General features: G+C 71.3%; 17 protein-coding genes. 6 read left to right on the top strand and 11 right to left on the bottom strand.

What is annotated here, in order from left to right; translation table 11 throughout:
- Positions 1-768 (top strand): anchored repeat-type ABC transporter permease subunit (locus tag AB0I88_RS38860; protein WP_361036866.1); only part of this gene is annotated, 768 nt, incomplete at its 5' end.
- 91 nt (positions 769-859) lie between these two features.
- On the top strand, positions 860-1,519 hold the full coding sequence (locus AB0I88_RS38855; protein WP_361036864.1) for an HAD-IC family P-type ATPase: 660 nt from the start codon (positions 860-862) through the stop codon (positions 1,517-1,519).
- Here AB0I88_RS38855 and AB0I88_RS38850 read toward each other — a convergent pair.
- The 8 genes from AB0I88_RS38850 to AB0I88_RS38815 form a co-directional block, all read right to left on the bottom strand.
- Positions 1,425-2,435, bottom strand: coding sequence for an alpha/beta hydrolase (locus AB0I88_RS38850; protein ID WP_361036862.1), 1,011 nt, complete (start codon positions 2,433-2,435; stop codon positions 1,425-1,427). The two genes, AB0I88_RS38855 and AB0I88_RS38850, sit on opposite strands and share 95 nt — an antisense overlap.
- A 72-nt stretch (positions 2,436-2,507) precedes the next feature.
- Complete coding sequence (locus AB0I88_RS38845; protein WP_361036860.1) at positions 2,508-3,209, bottom strand: putative N-acetylmannosamine-6-phosphate 2-epimerase; 702 nt, start codon at positions 3,207-3,209, stop codon at positions 2,508-2,510.
- Entirely contained in the window at positions 3,206-4,135 is a 930-nt protein-coding gene (locus AB0I88_RS38840; protein WP_361036858.1) for an ROK family protein, read from the bottom strand. Before AB0I88_RS38840 ends, AB0I88_RS38845 begins: the two co-directional genes overlap by 4 nt.
- Positions 4,132-5,103, bottom strand: coding sequence for a dihydrodipicolinate synthase family protein (locus AB0I88_RS38835; RefSeq protein WP_361036856.1), 972 nt, complete (start codon positions 5,101-5,103; stop codon positions 4,132-4,134). Before AB0I88_RS38835 ends, AB0I88_RS38840 begins: the two co-directional genes overlap by 4 nt.
- Entirely contained in the window at positions 5,100-6,113 is a 1,014-nt protein-coding gene (locus AB0I88_RS38830) for an ABC transporter ATP-binding protein (RefSeq protein WP_361036854.1), read from the bottom strand. Before AB0I88_RS38830 ends, AB0I88_RS38835 begins: the two co-directional genes overlap by 4 nt.
- Positions 6,106-8,034, bottom strand: coding sequence for a dipeptide/oligopeptide/nickel ABC transporter permease/ATP-binding protein (locus AB0I88_RS38825; RefSeq protein ID WP_361036852.1), 1,929 nt, complete (start codon positions 8,032-8,034; stop codon positions 6,106-6,108). Before AB0I88_RS38825 ends, AB0I88_RS38830 begins: the two co-directional genes overlap by 8 nt.
- Positions 8,034-8,993, bottom strand: a complete 960-nt coding sequence (locus AB0I88_RS38820) for an ABC transporter permease (protein ID WP_361036850.1) — start codon at positions 8,991-8,993, stop codon at positions 8,034-8,036. Before AB0I88_RS38820 ends, AB0I88_RS38825 begins: the two co-directional genes overlap by 1 nt.
- Positions 8,994-9,067: 74 nt before the next feature.
- Complete coding sequence (locus tag AB0I88_RS38815) at positions 9,068-10,651, bottom strand: ABC transporter substrate-binding protein (RefSeq protein WP_361036848.1); 1,584 nt, start codon at positions 10,649-10,651, stop codon at positions 9,068-9,070.
- 223 nt (positions 10,652-10,874) lie between these two features.
- On the opposite strand from AB0I88_RS38815, the gene AB0I88_RS38810 reads away from it, so the two are divergent.
- Both AB0I88_RS38810 and AB0I88_RS38805 read left to right on the top strand, forming a co-directional pair.
- Entirely contained in the window at positions 10,875-11,603 is a 729-nt protein-coding gene (locus AB0I88_RS38810; RefSeq protein WP_361036846.1) for a FadR/GntR family transcriptional regulator, read from the top strand.
- Positions 11,604-11,792: 189 nt separating this feature from the next.
- Entirely contained in the window at positions 11,793-13,085 is a 1,293-nt protein-coding gene (locus AB0I88_RS38805; protein ID WP_361036844.1) for a hypothetical protein, read from the top strand.
- 282 nt (positions 13,086-13,367) lie between these two features.
- Here AB0I88_RS38805 and AB0I88_RS38800 read toward each other — a convergent pair whose 3' ends face one another.
- Both AB0I88_RS38800 and AB0I88_RS38795 read right to left on the bottom strand, forming a co-directional pair.
- Positions 13,368-13,805 (bottom strand): hypothetical protein, encoded by a 438-nt coding sequence (locus AB0I88_RS38800; protein ID WP_361036842.1) that lies wholly within the window; start codon positions 13,803-13,805, stop codon positions 13,368-13,370.
- 62 nt (positions 13,806-13,867) lie between these two features.
- Positions 13,868-14,320 carry a DUF5994 family protein gene (locus AB0I88_RS38795; RefSeq protein WP_361036840.1) on the bottom strand — a complete coding sequence of 151 codons (453 nt, stop codon included), beginning with the start codon at positions 14,318-14,320 and terminating at the stop codon, positions 13,868-13,870.
- A 281-nt stretch (positions 14,321-14,601) separates the two neighbouring features.
- On the opposite strand from AB0I88_RS38795, the gene AB0I88_RS38790 reads away from it, so the two are divergent.
- Positions 14,602-15,048: a DUF5994 family protein gene (locus AB0I88_RS38790; RefSeq protein WP_361036838.1), complete on the top strand. Its 447-nt coding sequence runs from the start codon at positions 14,602-14,604 to the stop codon at positions 15,046-15,048.
- A 6-nt stretch (positions 15,049-15,054) separates the two neighbouring features.
- On the opposite strand, the gene AB0I88_RS38785 is transcribed toward AB0I88_RS38790, so the two are convergent.
- Positions 15,055-15,189, bottom strand: coding sequence for a hypothetical protein (locus tag AB0I88_RS38785; RefSeq protein ID WP_361036836.1), 135 nt, complete (start codon positions 15,187-15,189; stop codon positions 15,055-15,057).
- Positions 15,190-15,246: 57 nt separating this feature from the next.
- Between AB0I88_RS38785 and AB0I88_RS38780 the strand changes: the two genes are divergently transcribed.
- Positions 15,247-15,972, top strand: a complete 726-nt coding sequence (locus AB0I88_RS38780) for a GAF domain-containing protein (protein ID WP_361036834.1) — start codon at positions 15,247-15,249, stop codon at positions 15,970-15,972.
- Positions 15,973-16,128: the final 156 nt, after the last annotated feature.

The following is a 16,128-nucleotide window of genomic DNA, read 5'->3' as shown; positions in this document are numbered from 1 at the left end:
TCGGCGATCATGTGCGGGGTCGTCGGCTGCTACGTCGTGCTGCGCGGCATGGCTTTCATCGGCGACGCCGTCGCGCACGCCGTGTTCCCCGGCCTGGCCATCGCGTTCCTGTTCTCCGGCAGCCTGGTCCTCGGCGGCACGATCGCCGGGATCGTCACCGCGCTGCTGGTGACCGTGTTCGCCCAGAACCGGCGACTCAAGGAGGACTCCGTCATCGGGATCTTCTTCGTCGCGGCGTTCGCGCTCGGCATTGTGATCATCTCGCGGGCGCCCGGCTACGCCGGATCCCTGCAGCAGTTCCTGTTCGGTTCGATCACCGGCATCCCCGACCGCGATCTGTACGTCGTCGGCGGCACCGCCATCGCCGTACTACTGACCGTGTTCCTGCTGCACAAGGAGTTCGTCGCGGTCACCCTGGACCGGGAGATGGCCCGCGCGCTCGGCCTGCGCACCTTCTGGCTCGACCTGATGCTGTACGTGCTGGTCACCCTGGCCGTGGTGATGGCCGTGCAGACCATCGGCAACATCCTCGTGCTGGCCCTGCTCATCACCCCCGCCGCCACCGCCCGCCTGCTCACCGACCGGCTCGCCGTGATGATGGCCCTCGCCCCGGCGATCGGCGCCACCTGTGCCCTGATCGGGCTGTACCTGTCCTGGTCGTGGGACCTGCCGGTCGGCGGCACCGTCGTGCTGACCCTCACCGGCGCCTTCCTGATCGCGCACCTGGCCGCGCCTCGTCACGGACTGATCGCCCGGCTCGCCGCCTGAACCGTTTGATAATCACCGGCGACGAACTGTCGCGCGGTGAGCAGCACTGGTGGGCCTACCCTTCGGGGGGGCGGCCGGCGCCTGATCGGTCGTGCCCGCGGGAGCAGTGCTCGGCTCAACAGCGCGCGCACGTGCGGGTCGGCGGCCGAGTAGTGGATGTACGGTCACCGCCCTGCGGCATCTCACCGGCACGACCCCGGTCCTGCTCACCGGCGACAACGCCGGGGCCGCCGGTCATCTCGCCCAGCAGGCCGGCATCAGCGAGGTGCACGCCGGACTACTGCCCGAGGACAAGGCCGATCGGGTACGCACGATGCAGTCCAGCGGCGCGAAGGTGCTGCTGACCGGCGACGGCGTCAACGACGCGCCCGCTCTCACGACCGCCGACCTGGGCGTCGCCATGGGCCGCAAGGGCTCCGACCTGGCGCTGGAGACGGCCGACGCGGTCCTGGTCCGCGACGACCTCACCACCCTGCCCGCCGTCATCGCCCTGTCCCGGCGCGCCCGCAGGCTCGTACAGGCCAACCTGATCATCGCCGGCACCTTCATCACCGTACTGGTCTGCTGGGACCTGTTCGGCCACCTGCCGCTGCCGCTCGGCGTCGCCGGCCACGAGGGCTCCACGGTCATCGTCGGCCTCAACGGCCTGCGCCTGCTCACCTCCGGCGCCTGGCGCCGCGCCCAGGCGGAGGCACGGCGACCCGTTCGCCTTCTTGTGAATCGGGCACCCGCCGACGGAGTGCGCGCTTGAGCGCGTCGACGCGCAGGGCCCAGATGCGCTGGGAGAGTTCCGCCTCCGGGGCCAGTGACTCCGCGCCGTGGTAGGCGCCGGGGTGGACGTGCAGTTCGGTGGGGACGCCGGCCTGCATGAGCCGCTGGGCGAAGGCGATGTCCTCGTCGCGGAACAGGTCGACGGCGCCGACGTCGATGAAGGCCGGTGGCAGAGCGGAGAGGTCTTCTTCGCGGGCCGGAGCGGCGTATCGGTCGGCGGGCCGGCCGGCGAGGTAACAGTTCCAGGCTTCCACACTTGCGGCGCGGTCCCAGATGCCGATGTCGGTGATCTCGTGGCTGGAGGGTGTCTCGTGGCGGTCGTCGAGCATCGGGTAGATCGGCATCATGAAGCGCAGCGGCGGTCCGCCCCGGTCGCGGGCGGCGAGCGCGGTCGCGATGGTCAGCCCGCCGCCGGCGCTGGCGCCGTAGATGGCCAGCCGGTCGGGGTCGACGCCGAGTTCGGCGGCGTTGCCGTGCATCCAGGCGAGCCCCGCGTAGCAGTCGTCCAAGGCGGCGGGGTACGGGTGTTCGGGCGCCAGCCGGTAGTCGACGGAGACGACCACGGCCTGGACCTGTTCGCAGAGCAGGGTGGCGGCGGCGTCCTCACCGGCGACGGTTCCGAGGATCATGCCGCCGCCGTGGATGTAGTAGATGCCGGGCAGGCTGGTGTTTACGGCGGCCGGGCGGTAGACCCGTACCGGGAGGTCTGAGCCGTACACCGTCAGGTCCTGCTGGACGACGTGCGGGCTGGTGGCGGATTCGGCGGCTTTCAGGGCGTTGATGGTGGCGCGGCGTTCGGTGATGTCGGTGATGGCGTGGAAGCCGCCGGGGAAGGCCGCGAGGCGCGCGTCGAGGGCCGGCAGCATGTCGGGGTCGATGAGGTGACGCTGGCGCATGTTCACTCCGGGGCGGGGACGGGCCGGCCGGTGCCGGATCGGGGGATGACGGCACCGGCCGGGGATTGCGGGTCAGCCCCGGCGGGGCCGATCGGTGTGCGCGGCGAAGCCGGCGGTGATCCAGGCCGGGTCGGTGATCGCGGTGCCGACCACGACGGCGGTGGCCCCGGCGTCCAGGGCGGCCCGGACCTGTTCCGGCCGGTGGTACCGGCCTTCGGCGACGATCACGGCGGACGGCAGGGCCCGGCTCAGGGCGGCCACCAGGTCCAGGTCGGGTCCGGGATTCCGGGGGCTGTCCGGGGTGTAGCCGGACAGCGTGGTCGCGATCAGGTCGGCTCCGGCGCCGGCGGCGGCGAGGCCGTCGTCCAGGGTGGCGACGTCGGCCATGATCAGGCCGCCGGCCGCGTGCACCGCTTCGACGGTACGGCTCAGCGGCGCGCCGTCCGGGCGGTGGCGCCGGGTGCCGTCGGTGGCGACCACGGCCGCCCCGGCGGCGAGTACGCGCAGCGCGTCGTCGGCGGTGGGGGTGATGAAGACGCCGGAGGTGCCGCGTTTGGTGAGCCCGACGATCGGCACGTCGACGGCGGAGGCGACCTCCTGGACGTCGGGGACGCCGCCCACGCCTCCGCACCGGATGGCGGTGGCGCCACCGAGCACGGCGGCGCGGGCCATCCGGGCGATGGTGGGCGAGTCGCGCAGCGGGTGCCCGGCGCCGGCCTGGCAGGAGACGATCAGGCCGCCGCCGACGGCCCGTACGAATTCGTCGAAGGTCACGACGCGGTCTCCTGTCCGATCTGCCGGGCCAGGTGTGCCGCGCCCAGCAGGGGTGCGTCGGCGGCGGTCGCCGGCACCAGCACCGGCAGGGTCCGCAGCGGGGGCAGTGCCTCGGCGTGGAAGGCCGCGGCGACGGTCGCGGAGAACTCCGGGATGCCGTGCACGACTCCGCCGCCGAGGGTCACCGCGTCCGTGTCGATCGCGGCGACCAGCCCGGCGAGGGCCCGGCCGAGCAGGTGCGCGGCGGCGTGGATGACGGTGCGGGCGTCCTGGTCGCCGGCGCGCATCAGCGCGGTCACGTCGGTGAGCGGGCGTACCGGGCGGTCGGTGATCCGGGCGTAGGCGGCGGCGATGGCCGGCCCGGCCGCGACCGCCTCGAGGTGGTCGTAGCGGCCGCAGCCGCACGCCACGGGGCCTTGGCCGGGCACCAGCAGGTGGGCGATCTCCCCGGTCACCGCGTGTGGGCCGGTCACCGGGCGCCCGTGGCGGATCAGGGCGCCGCCGACGCCGGTGCCGACGGAGACGTGCAGGACCTGCGGGCAGTCGCGCAGTGCCGGGTCGAGGACCGCGCCGACCGCGGCGGCGCGTACGTCGTTGGTGACCGCGACCGGTAGGCGCAGCATCCGCGACAGTTCGTCGCGGATCGGTGTGCCCGCCCAGCCGGGCACGGTCCGGGTGGCCGACCGCACCACGCCGGTGCTGCTGTCGATCACGCCGGGCGCGCCGACGCCGACCGCCCGGACCGCCTCGGTGCCCTGGCCGGCGCGCCGGTTCAGGTCGGCGACGAGTTCGGCGACCACGGACAGGATGGCGGTGGCGCCGTGCGGGGTGTCGACGCGGACCCGGTCGTGGATGACGCCGGTGCCGTCGACCAGCGCGGCGGCGATCTTGGTGCCGCCGATGTCGACGGCGGCGACCGTGCTCACAGCAGGCCCGTCGCGATCAGGATCTGCCGGACGTACTCGGTCTCGGTCGTGTCCAGCGGGATCTGCGGCGGTGCGGTGACCGCGTGCTCGATGACGCCGCGCAGTTGCAGGGCGGTCTTGAACGCGCCGAGCGCCGACGAGCCGCGGCCCATCCGCGACGCGGGGGCGGCCCGGACGATGCGCATCAGGCGCAGCAGCCGTTCCTGTTCGCGGCCGGCCCGCTCCCAGTCGCCGGCCCGGGCGTGGGCGTAGAGGGTGGCGTATCCGTGCGGGTCGACGTTGCCGAGCCCGGGTACGACGCCGTCGGCGCCCATCCGCAGCGCGCTGTCCACGGTCAGTTCGGAGCCGGTGAGGACGCTGAAGCCGGTCAGCCCGGCGTCGTTGCGCGCCACGATCAGGTCCCGCAGGCCGGCGTCGTCGCCGGTGGAGTCCTTGAGCCCGGCGAGGACCCCGTCGGCGGCCAGGCGCAGCAGCATGTCGTGGTCGAGGTTGCTGTGCACGGAGACGGGCAGGTCGTAGGCGTACAGGGGGGCTTCGCACTGTTCGGCGAGGCGCCGCAGGTGCAGTTCGATCTCGGCGGGGTGGGTGCGGGTGTAGAACGGCGCGGTGGCCACGATGCCGGCGCAGCCGTCGCGGACCGCCCGGTGGGCGTGGTCGAGGACCCGCATGGTGGTCATGTCGATGACGCCGACCAGCACCGGCACCTGTCCGCCGACGTGCCCGAGGACCGCGTCGATCACGGTCTGCCGGTGCCGGTCGGGCAGGAAGGCGACCTCGCTGGAGGAGCCGAGGATGAACAGCCCGTCGACGCCGCCGGCGAGCTGGAAGTCGACCAGGCGCAGCAGCGAGGCGACGTCGACCTCGAAGTCGGGGGTCAGCGGGGTGCACACCGGCGGCACCACCCCGGTCAGCGACGGTGCGGCGGCACCGGCCGGCGAGGTGAGCGAGGCGGTGGTGATGGCAGTCATGAATTGAGCTCCTGTACGGGGTCCGCGCCGGGGCGGGGCAGATCTGCGGGGTCGGTGACGGGGTGGAAGCAGCGGTACCGGTGGTCGGTCTCGGTGGCGTACGGGGGCATCTCGGTGGCGCAGAGCTCGGTGGCCCGCCAGCAGCGGGTGCGGAACGGGCAGCCGGACGGCGGGTTGACCGCCGACGGGACCGGCCCGGTGAGCGGGATGGCCCGCATCGGGTGGAGCAGGCCGGGTGCGGCGGAGAACAGCGCCTGGGTGTACGGGTGCCGGCCGTCGCGGACGGTGGCGGCGGGCATCTCCTCGACGACGCGGCCGAGGTACATGGTGACGATGCGGTCGGAGACGCGGCGTACGGTCTGCAGGTCGTGTGACACGAACACCATCGCCAGTTCGAGGCGTTCGCGCAGGTCGAGCAGCAGGTTGAGGATCTGGGCGCGAACCGACACGTCGAGCGCCGAGGTGGGTTCGTCGGCGATCAGCAGCGGCGGTTCCAGGGCCAGCGCCCGGGCGATGGCGACGCGCTGCCGCTGGCCGCCGGACATCTGACCGGGCAGCGCGTCGCGGGCCGAGCCGGGCAGCCCGACGAGGTTCATCAGCTCGCCGACGCGGGCGCGGCGCTCCGCCGGGGTGCGCCATTTCTGGACGTCGAGCGGGTCGCTGATGATCTGTTCGACGCTGAGACGGCGGTTCAGGGAGGTGGCCGGGTCCTGGAAGACCATGCCGACGAGCCGGCCGATGTGCCGGCGCCGCTCGGCGGTCTTCATCGCCCAGATGTCGCGACCGCCGAGGCGAACCGTGCCCGCGGTCGGCTGCTGCAGGCCCACCAGGACCTTGACCAGTGTCGACTTGCCGCAGCCGGATTCGCCGACCACGCCGAGGGTCTCCCCCGGCCGGATGCTGACGTCGGCGGAGGTCAGGGCGTGTACCCGGGTGCGGTTGAGTACCGACCCACCGGGGGCGCGGAATTCGACGCTGACCTCGCTGAGTTCAGCCAGTGCATCAGTCATGGACGGCAACCTTCTCGACCTCTGTGACCTGCGCCGGGTGATGACAGGCGGCCAGGTGGCCGTTGACCTCGGCCAGCGGCGGGCGGTCGTCGGCGCAGATCCGGGTGGCGCGCGGGCAGCGGTCGGCGAACCGGCAGCCGGCCGGGAAGTCGGCCGGGGACGGCACGGTGCCGCGGATCTGCACGAGCCGGGGCGCCTGCGCCTCCAGCGACAGCACCGAGCCGAGCAGCCCGCGGGTGTAGTGGTGGGTGGGTGCGGCCAGCACTCCGGCGGTGGTGCCCTGTTCGACGATGTGCCCGCCGTACATCACGGCGATCCGGTCGCAGACGTCGCTGACCAGGGCCAGATCGTGCGAGACGAGGATCAGGGCGAACCCGAGTTCGGCGCGCAGCCGTAGCAGCAGTTCGATGACCTGCGCCTGGACGGTGACGTCGAGCGCGGTGGTCGGTTCGTCGGCGACCACGAGTTGCGGGTCGCGGGCGAGCGCCATCGCGATGACGACACGCTGGCGCTGCCCGCCGGACAGTTCGTGCGGGTACGACGACAGGGTGCGGCTCGGGTCGAGGCCGACGAGGGTCATCAGCTCCTCGGCGGTACGGGTGCCGCCGCGCTTGATGATCTGCTTGAGCTGGGCCCGTACGGTCATCGACGGGTTGAGCGCCGACAACGCGTCCTGGTAGATCATCGCGATGCGCCGGCCCATCAGCTGACGGCGCTGTGCGGCGCCGAGGGTCAGCAGGTCGGTGCCGGCGAACGAGATGGTGCCGCCGGTACGGGCGCCGCGCGGCTGCAGGCCCATCACGGTCAGCGCGGTCAGCGACTTGCCGCAGCCGGACTCGCCGATCAGGCCGAGCACCTCGCCGGCCCGGACCTCGAAGCTGACGCCGTCGACGATGTCCACGCCGTGGTGGCTGCCGGGGAATCCGATCCGCAGGTCGCGGACCGACAGCACCGGCGCGCCGGTGACTGCGGGCCGGGCCTGCGACGCCAGTCGTCTCGCCGCCTGGGTCAGGCCGGGCAGCTCGACCGGGGTCTCCCGCTCGGCGTCGGTGAACTCGGTTGCGGCCGGGCCGGCTCCGGGGCGCCGGCGTGCGGCCGGGGCGGCCCAGGCGTCCGAGATGCCCTCGGCGAGGATGTTGAGGCACAGTACGGTGGCGAGGATCAGCAGGCCGGGGAAGAAGGTGGCCCACCAGCCGCCGCTGGCGAGCAGTTGCTGGCCGTAGGCGATGACGCTGCCCCACGACGACGGTCCGGCCTCGGGTTGCAGGCCGCCGCCGATGAACGACAGCGACGCTTCGAAGACGATCGCGTTGGCGACCATGATGGTCGCGTAGACCAGGATCGGGGCGGCGCAGTTGCGGGCGACGTGCCGCAGCAGGATGTGCGTTCGGCCGGCGCCGATCACGCGTTCCGCGGCGACGTAGTCCTCCTGGTACTGCGCGGCCGCGTTGGCGCGTACCAGCCGGGCGATCTGCGGGATCATCACGAACCCGATCGCGCCGACCAGCACGGTGATGCTGTCGTTGCCGTACGCCACGACCAGGATCGCGGCGAGCACGATGGTCGGGAACGCCATGATCACGTCGAGGGCGCGCATGACGGTCTCGTCGACGGCGCGCCGGCTGGTCGCCGCGATCGCGCCGAGCACGGTGCCGACGAGCAGGGCCAGGCCGGCCGAGCCGAAGCCGACGATCAGCGAGCGGGGGGTGCCGGCGATCAGCCGCGAGTAGATGTCGCGGCCGAGCCGGTCGACGCCGAACCAGTGTTCGCCGTTCGGGCCGGTCGTCGGGGCGGCGAGCGCGACCTGGGTGGGGTCGTGCCGGATCAGCCAGGGCGCGGCGATCGCGATCGCGACGACCAGCAGCAGGAATCCGAGGCAGATCTTGGCGATGAGCGGCAGGCGCCGCAGTCCGGTGAGCATCAGTGGGCTCCTCGCATGCGCGGGTTGGCCGCCAGGTACAGCAGGTCGACCACGAGGTTCACGACGACGAAGCCGAGCGCGATGGTGATGACCAGGCCGCGGGCCAGGCCGATGTCGTTCTGCTGGACGGCGCTCATGATCTGGGTGCCCATGCCGGGCAGCGTGAAGATCGCCTCGATGATCACCGCGCCGCCGATCAGGTAGCCGACCTGCAGGCCGAGCACGGTGAGCGGGGTCAGCAGAGCGTTGCGCAGCACGTTGCGGCCCACCACGACGACCGGCGGCAGGCCGGCGCCGATGGCGGTGCGCACGTAGTCGCGGTCGAGTTCCTCCACCATCGAGGTACGCACCACCCGGGCCAGCGCGCAGCCGGTGGGCACGGCGAGCGCGATCGCCGGCAGGATCAGGTGCTGCAGCCAGCCGCCGACCGACTCCGACGGTGCGACGTAGTGGCCGCTGGGCAGCGACCCGCCGCCGATCGTGGACAGCTGCTGGATCAGCAGGATCGCGAGCCAGAACGACGGGATGGAGATGCCGGCCATCGACAGCAGCCGGGTGGCCTGGTCGGGCCAGCGGTCGCGGTAGAGCGCGCCGGTGATGCCGAGCGTCAGGGCCAGCAGCACGGCCAGGCCGACGCCGAGGGCGGTGAGCTGCAGGGTGACCGGCAGCGCGTCGCCGATGATGCCGCTGATCGGCGCGGCGAGCGAGAACGTCTGGCCGAGGTCGCCGTGCAGCAGCGCCCACAGGTAGTCGAAGTAGCGGATCAGCAGTGGCTGGTCGAGGCCGTTGGCCTGGTTGAACGCGGCGATCTGTTCCGGGGTGGCCTGGTCGCCGAGCACCGACAGCGCGGCATCGTTCGGCGACAGGGCCATCACCAGGAAGATGAACAGGATGATGCCGAGCATCAGCGGGATCAGCGCGGCCAGCCGGCGCAGGATGATGCCGAGGAAGGCGTCCACCTGATGCTCCTTTCCGGGTCGGGGTGTGGCCGCCCTCCGGCGGCCACACCGCTTACGCGTGGGGTCATGACAGGTCAGCCGCGTGAGGAGCCGAGGAAGTAGAGGCCGGTGGTGGCCGCGCCGGCGAAGTCCTTGATCTTGGCCGGATCGAAACCGGTGATCATCTTGGCGTGGAAGACCGGGTAGAGCGGCACCTCGTCGGCGATCAGGTCGAGCGCCTTCTTCCACAGCGCGGTCTGCTCGGCGCCGGAGCTCTTGGCGGCGTCCTCGATGAGCTTCGCGCACTCGGTGGCCGCGGGCGTGCCGGCCCAGCGGTGCCGGTTCTTGGTCCAGGTCTCGTTGGTGTAGAACCAGCGCAGCAGCAGGTCCACGTCGGGGCCGAAGACGGTCGGGTCGCCGCTCGCGGCGAGCACCCGGAAGCCGGCGCCGGGCACGATGGTGCCGTAGACCGCCGACGACGGGTTGGTGTTGAGGGTGGCGGTGACGCCGATCGCCTTCCACGCGTCGATCAGCATCGGCGCGCTGTCCTTGACGAACGCGGCGTCCGTGGTGACCAGTTCGAACGACAGGTCGCTGACGCCCGCGGCGGCCAGCAGCGCCTTGGCCTTCGCCGGGTCGTAGCCGTAGACGGTGGCCGCCTTCTGGTAGTTGGCGTTGCCCTCGTCGAGGTAGCTGGTGGCCGGGGTGGCGTAGCCCTGCAGCGCCGTGGTGATCAGCTTCTGGGTGTCGACGGCGTAGTGCAGCGCCTGCCGGACCCGCTTGTCGTCGAACGGCGCGGCGGCGCAGTTGAACATCAGGAACATCTGGTTGAACGCCTGCTTCTCGTCCACCTTGCGGCCGTTGCCGACCGACTTGACGTCGAGGTACGGCACCGCCTCGATGGCCTGGGAGGCGCCACCCTGCAGATCGTTGAGCCGCGCGGTGTTGTCCGGCGTGGTGCGCAGCGTGATCTTCTCGACCTTGGCGGGCCGTGAGCCGTTGTAGCCGGCGTTCACCGCCATCACCACGCCGGCCGTGGCGTTCGCGCTGACCAGGGTGAACGGGCCGGAGCCGATCGGCGCGGTGTCGAAGGCCTTGCTCGCCGCGGCGTCGCCGGTCTTCGCCTTCGGCACGATCTTGATGACCGCGATGCGTTGCGCGAAGAGGCTGAACCTGCTCTTGAGTTTGAATTCGACGGTACGCGGATCCTTGGCGGTCACCGTGTCGATGAAGGTGATGAAGCCGGCCATCAGCGAGGCGTTGGCCGGGTCCAGCACCCGGGCGAACGACCACGCGACGTCGTCGGCGGTGACGGCGGTGCCGTCGGAGAACTTCGCGCCCTCGCGCAGGGTGGCCGTCCAGGTCAGGCCGTCGCTGCTCGCCGTGGGCAGCGCCGAGGCGAGGGCCGGGTACGGCTTGCGGGTGATCGGGTCCAGGTCGACCAGGGCCTCGAAGACGTGCTGGTTCACCGTGGTGGCGACGGCGCTCGAGGCGAGCATCGGGTCGAAGCCGCTGGACAGTGTGAATGCCAGGGTCGCCTCGATGGTCTTGCCCCCGGAGGAGGACGAGGAGCCCTCGCCGTCCCCGCAGGCACCGAGACTTGCCGTGACCGCGGTGGCGGTGCCCAGAATGCCCGCATATCGCAGCAGGTTGCGACGTGATACGCCCTTGTTATCCATCGTGATCCCTAAAGTCATGTGATTCGGGGGACGTCCTACGTCCTACGTAGCTCGTATGCGGTACCTTAGGAGCGTGTCCCCCCATGGTCAAGAGCACCCGGAGACAGGTCGCCATGAAGCAGCCGCAGCCACACCCCACCGGCCAGGATCGGCAACCCGGCGGCCGGAAGTCCCCGCAACCGGAACAATTCGGCTCCACGGGGGCAGCGCCAGAGGCAACGCGATGAGGCGGCGCAGCTCACCGACCTCCGCCCCGCGCCGGCCGAGCCGCACCGACGAGGTGCAGCAACAGATCAAACGGCTGATCCTGGAACGTGGCCTGACCGCCGGCGACCCGATGCCCACCGAGCTCGAACTGCTCGACGAGATCAACGTCAGCCGCAACTCCCTGCGCGAGGCCCTCAAGGCCCTGCAGGCGGTCGGCATCGTCGAGATCCGGCACGGCTTCGGCATGTTCGTCGGCACCATGTCCCTGGTCTCGCTCGTCGACGAGCTGACCTTCCATGGCCTGCTGTCGCTGCACGCCGGCCGTAACGACCTGCGCCACCTCGTACAGATTCGCGAGGTCCTGGAATACGGCCTGATCCAGCAGGTCATCCGCCGGCGCGGCGAGAACGGCGGGGCCGATGCGCGGCTGGCCGAGGTGATGGACCAGATGGAGGCCGAAGCCGAAGCCGGCGGCGTCAGCCCGGAGACCGACAAGCGGTTCCACGAGCTGCTCTACGAACCGCTCGGCAACCCGCTGGTGACCCAGTTGCTGTCGGCGTTCTGGGACGTCTACCACGCCCTGCACACCGAGCTCGACGACGCCGACGAGACACCCACCGAGATAGCCGCACGCCACCGCCGGGTCTACGACGCGGTCTGCGCCGGCGACGTGGAGGAGTCGGTCTCGGCCCTGACCGAGCACTTCAGCGGCATCCGGCGCCGGCTCACCCCCGGGCAGGACTGAGCGCGAACCCACAGCAAGGCGATCGCGCAGCGCCGTACCCCTGCGGATCTTGATCTTTTCTCGAACCCTGCCTAATCTCCATCGCAATATGGGACGTAGGATGTCCCACGTAGGAGAAACGGTGGGCGTGGCGCTGCCGACACCGCGGCCCATCCCCCTGGTTCGTCATCCCCCGAAGGAATCCCCCCGATGAAGACGTCCCCCCTCGGCCGCATCACCCTGGCCACGGGCCTCGCCGTGCTCGTCGCCGGCGTCGTTCCCGGCACCGCGTCCGCCGCACCGGCCCAGCGGCGGATGCTGCCCGTGCTCGTCGAGTTCCAGGACGCCGGCTTCCAGTTCCCCGACAAGGTCAAGGCCACCACCCCCGGCACCTACTTCACCGGGAAGGACTCGGCCGCGTCGTTCATGACCGAGGTGTCACGGGGGCAGTTCACCTACGTCCCCGCCGTCGAAGAGCAGTTCCTCGGCCCCATCACGCTGCCGATCACCGCCGCCGACTGCAAACACGGTCAGATCAACACCCTGACCCGGGAAGCGCTCGCCGAACGGGGCCTGGTGGCCGGCGAGGACTACGACAGCATCTCCATCGTCTTCCCCGCGCAGAAGGCCGCCTGCCCCTGGGCGGGCCTGGCAAGCGTGCCCGGCCCCACCTCCTGGATCAATCTGTACGGCACGGACAGCGGCCTGGGCGTGGTCGGCCATGAACTGGGCCACAATCTCGGCTTCGCCCACCAAGGGCGTCTGGTCTGCGCGGGCGGCAACCTGAGGTCCTGCGAGCCCGAAGGCGGCAGCGGCAAGAGCATCATGGGCGGCGGAGGCCCGGGCGCCGGTTTCACCGCACCCGAGATGATCCGGGCCGGCTGGCTCGGCGGCTCGACCAGAAAGGTCACCAAGACCGGCACCTACACCCTGCGGTCGTTGCACGGAAAAGGCAGCGGAACCCGGGCTCTGGACATCGCGCTGGGCAAGGACCGGCTGGTCATCGAGTACCGGCACGCCGCCGGAACGCTGGACGCGAATCTCGAGGGGGTGCACGCCTACCGGGTGCCCGGCGGGTCCTACGGCTCCTCCTCACTGATCGACACGACCGGTACGCAGCGGAAGGCGCCCGACGCGGACGCCATCACCACCTTGCGCGACAAGGCCCATCGAGTGGCCGTGTCGGTCGTGTCCTCCGGCGGCGGGCAAGCCGTGATCGAGGTGGCGCTCGGGGCCGACGCGGTCAAGCCCAAAACCAGTGCCAGCGCTTCACCCAGCGCTTCGATGAGCGCCAGCGCTTCGGCCGGTGAGAGCGTCAGCCCGGGCGCGGCCGGCGGCGACTCCGGACCTCTCACCGGGGCCGGCTCACCGGCGGACCTCACCGCCGCCGAGCCCCCGTCCCGGACGCTGTCGCCTGCGGCGATCGGAGGCGGCATCCTGGTGGCCCTGATCGTCGGGGCGATCCTGGTCCGGCGGCGGCGCCCGCGTGGCAAGCACGCCTGATCCGAGAGTGCCATTTCTGCACCGACCTCCCTCCGTTTCCGGTCGCCGCGCGAGGCCGGGTCGCTGATCACATCCGTCGCCTCGTACTTCAGGGGCGATGATCGCGCCACCCCGTACTCCTGGACCGGCCAGACGCTCGTTCGTGATCGGCGGCCGCGGCCAGGGCGACGGGTCGGCGGCGTCCGGGACGTCGCGACCACCGATACCCGTCATCCGCACGCTGTCGAGTCGCGGGTGCCCGGGTACCGGTTGACGCCATGAGTGTGGGACGACGGCACGGGTTCAGACCGGCCAGAGGCCGTCGATCGGCCGGTCGAGCAGGCCGGCCAGTTCGTGTTCCGCGCGCGAGTGTCCCGGCTCGTGGTGAGCCTGGTCCGTGGGTGCCCGGTACGAGTCCGCGATCCGCCGCTCCAGGATGCGACTGATCCACTGGGTGACGTCGGCATCCGCGTTACTGCGGCAGCCGGCGAGCCACCACACCTCGACGTAGGTGGCGGCGAGAACCGCGGTCTGCTGCCGGGGCTCCGTGAGGCGTGCCGCGAGGTCGGCGGCGAGGGTCTTGGCCGTACGGTCGAAGAGCCCGGCGAACGCTTGCTGACTGCCGCGCGAGATCGCCTCCATGGCCGTCGATTCGAGGTGCTTCTCCGCCGTCGGATCAGCGTTGGGCGGAAGCTCGGCAGGTGTTATGGGGCCGGCCGCTTTGCGGGTGAAGATGCGCATGGGTGCTCCAGGGTGATGTCGAGCTGCCGCCGGGGTCTGGAGCGACCTACGTGGTGGGGTGATCAGCCGGCGTGTGCGATCTCGGCGATCAGTTCCGGAGTGTGACGTCTGTCGGTGGGGTCCGCTGCGGCGGCTGCCGCGATGTCGGCCGAGGCCTGGCTCACGCCGGGCGGGACGACCAGGAGATCGAACCGGTCTGCCCCGAAGTCACTGATCACGGTGATCAAACCGGATGGCTGGGACGTGTACCAGCCGAGCCGCACTGCCCGGCGGCCGGTGCCGGCCCGGTGGGGGTGCGGAAGGTCCCATTCGGTGGCGTTGAACAGGACGTGGGTGATCTCCCCACGCCGGCCGGCGAGGGCCTGGACGAGATCAGGGAGCTCGGCGAGCGCGTTCGTCGAGCGGGGCCACCAGGCTCCGTCGAGGACGGTGGTACGGCCGGGATGCGGATCCAGCCGCAGGCGTACGGCATCATCGGGTGCTCGTGCGGCCGGGACTCGGGTGCTCGTGTTCATGACAGTGCCTCTCCGTGGACGGCGTCCATCGCGCGGCGGGTGCGGCATGCGCTCGCCGTTGACGTCGAGATTCCGGCGTCTTTCCACCGTACGCGCGTCCGGCGGCGGCCGCGCGTACACTTGGAGGTGACCGATGGCTCCGTCATCGGTGCCGGCCTTCGCCGGTGCGCGGCAGGCCTGCCGGACGCCGCGCCTTCACCGGACTCGGTGGACCTCGTCCTCACCTGTCGTCTCCAGGTTGGGCCCGCGCCTGCGTCGGTCCTGGACGATGGGATCTCGTCATGGCCTTGTACATCCGTCACCCTGAATTCCTGTCCCCTGCCGAGCGCCTTCGGGCGCGGGAGCTGAGACAACTCGATCATTCTTCGTACGACGGCAGCTGGTGGCCCGAGTCGATCGATCTCGACAGTGAGCTGCCCGTTCTGCTGCCCATGCTCGATCACGTCCGTGGACCGGTGCGACGGCTGGTGCTGAGCGCCAGGGACTGGACAGCCGGGCCGGCCCGGATCGTCACGGATCTGCGTACGGTCGACGTCGACTACTCGCCCGGCCAGTCGCCGTGGACGATGACCGTCGTCTGCGCCGACGGGGGCACCTTCACGATGCGTGTGGTCCCGCCCGGCCCGGGTCCCGCAGGCTCGGACGGCTCGGCAGCAGGGCTGGACTCGGATGCCTGGGAGTCCGAGGGCGGCGGCCTCGGCCTGCCGCGCCTGCGAGCGGTCCGATGACCCCGGTTACAGCACCTCGGCGTACGACCGGTCGCCGGCGGCCCGATCGATCCGGAAGTCCTGCGAACCGTCGGCACCGCGTTCGCGTCTCAGGTGGTTCGGGTGGGCCGGGACCAGGCGACCGGCGATGACCGGGCGCATGATCGATCCCACCGTTTCGTGGCGCCGCCCGCGGCCGGGTCGCTTCCGGCGAGCACCATGACTGATCGGGCCACCGTGGTCCGGGGCCTCATCGCCGCGCAGCCCGGGCGCAACGGCGGAATCGTCGATCACCTGCGGTGTGTCTGCCAGGCAGCGGCGGGAGCATTGTCGGCCTCCGGAACAGGGATCAGCGTGCTCACCGACGACGGGACCCGCGGCGTATACGCCGCGTCCGACCCGCTCAGCGAGAAGGTGGAGGAACTCCAGTTCCTTCTCGGTGAAGGCCCGTGCCTCGATGCTTTCGACGGCCGCCGGCCGGTACTGATCACCGATCTCGCCGGCGAGGCGATGACCCGGTGGCCGGTGTACGGACCGGAGGCCCACAACCGTGGTGTCCGCGCCGTGTTCGCGTTTCCACTGCAGATCGGCGCGGCCCGGCTCGGTGTCCTCGACGTGTTCCGCGACCGCGCCGGCCGCCTCTCCGAACAGCACCTGGCCGACGCGCTCTGCTTCGCGGACGTCACAGTCGAGGCCCTGCTCGACCGGCAGAGAGATGACGCCGCCGCACCCGGCGAGCCGGCAGACGACAGCGTGACCGACGCGGTCGGGAACCGAGCAGAGTTGTTCCAAGCCCAAGGCATGGTCATGGTTCAGATCCGGGGCAGCATCACCGACGCCGCGGCCCGCATCCGGGCGTACGCCTACGCCGAGAACCGTAGCCTCGGCGAGGTATCCCGCGATATCGTCGCGGGCGACCTGTGCTTCGAAGCGGACCGCCCATGACCGTGCCACCGCACCGCCCAGCAGCCAGGAGGCAGGGATGACCACCGTTTCCGCGCAACGGCTAGTGCGTTGTCCATAAACGTTCACCGGGTCGGTGACACGCCGGGCGGCGTCCACCGGTAGTTGCTGGGCAGGGCTCACTCTCGACGACGTCGG

It is taken from the genome of Actinoplanes sp. NPDC049802, from assembly GCF_040656595.1.
GTDB lineage: Bacteria > Actinomycetota > Actinomycetes > Mycobacteriales > Micromonosporaceae > Actinoplanes.
Note: the sequence above shows the minus strand (reverse complement) of the source record. Positions and strands in the feature narration are given on the sequence as shown.

What these genes read in the sequence shown, in the direction of transcription:
- AB0I88_RS38850 (WP_361036862.1), bottom strand. Translation starts at nt 2,435, where the DNA reads ATGCGCCAGCGTCACCTCATCGACCCCGACATGCTGCCGGCCCTCGAC.
- AB0I88_RS38835 (WP_361036856.1), bottom strand. Translation starts at nt 5,103, where the DNA reads ATGACTGCCATCACCACCGCCTCGCTCACCTCGCCGGCCGGTGCCGCC.
- AB0I88_RS38830 (WP_361036854.1), bottom strand. Translation starts at nt 6,113, where the DNA reads ATGACTGATGCACTGGCTGAACTCAGCGAGGTCAGCGTCGAATTCCGC.
- AB0I88_RS38825 (WP_361036852.1), bottom strand. Translation starts at nt 8,034, where the DNA reads ATGCTCACCGGACTGCGGCGCCTGCCGCTCATCGCCAAGATCTGCCTC.
- AB0I88_RS38815 (WP_361036848.1), bottom strand. Translation starts at nt 10,651, where the DNA reads ATGGATAACAAGGGCGTATCACGTCGCAACCTGCTGCGATATGCGGGC.
- AB0I88_RS38810 (WP_361036846.1), top strand. Translation starts at nt 10,875, where the DNA reads ATGAGGCGGCGCAGCTCACCGACCTCCGCCCCGCGCCGGCCGAGCCGC.
- AB0I88_RS38805 (WP_361036844.1), top strand. Translation starts at nt 11,793, where the DNA reads ATGAAGACGTCCCCCCTCGGCCGCATCACCCTGGCCACGGGCCTCGCC.
- AB0I88_RS38800 (WP_361036842.1), bottom strand. Translation starts at nt 13,805, where the DNA reads ATGCGCATCTTCACCCGCAAAGCGGCCGGCCCCATAACACCTGCCGAG.
- AB0I88_RS38795 (WP_361036840.1), bottom strand. Translation starts at nt 14,320, where the DNA reads ATGAACACGAGCACCCGAGTCCCGGCCGCACGAGCACCCGATGATGCC.
- AB0I88_RS38790 (WP_361036838.1), top strand. Translation starts at nt 14,602, where the DNA reads ATGGCCTTGTACATCCGTCACCCTGAATTCCTGTCCCCTGCCGAGCGC.
- AB0I88_RS38785 (WP_361036836.1), bottom strand. Translation starts at nt 15,189, where the DNA reads ATGCGCCCGGTCATCGCCGGTCGCCTGGTCCCGGCCCACCCGAACCAC.
- AB0I88_RS38780 (WP_361036834.1), top strand. Translation starts at nt 15,247, where the DNA reads ATGACTGATCGGGCCACCGTGGTCCGGGGCCTCATCGCCGCGCAGCCC.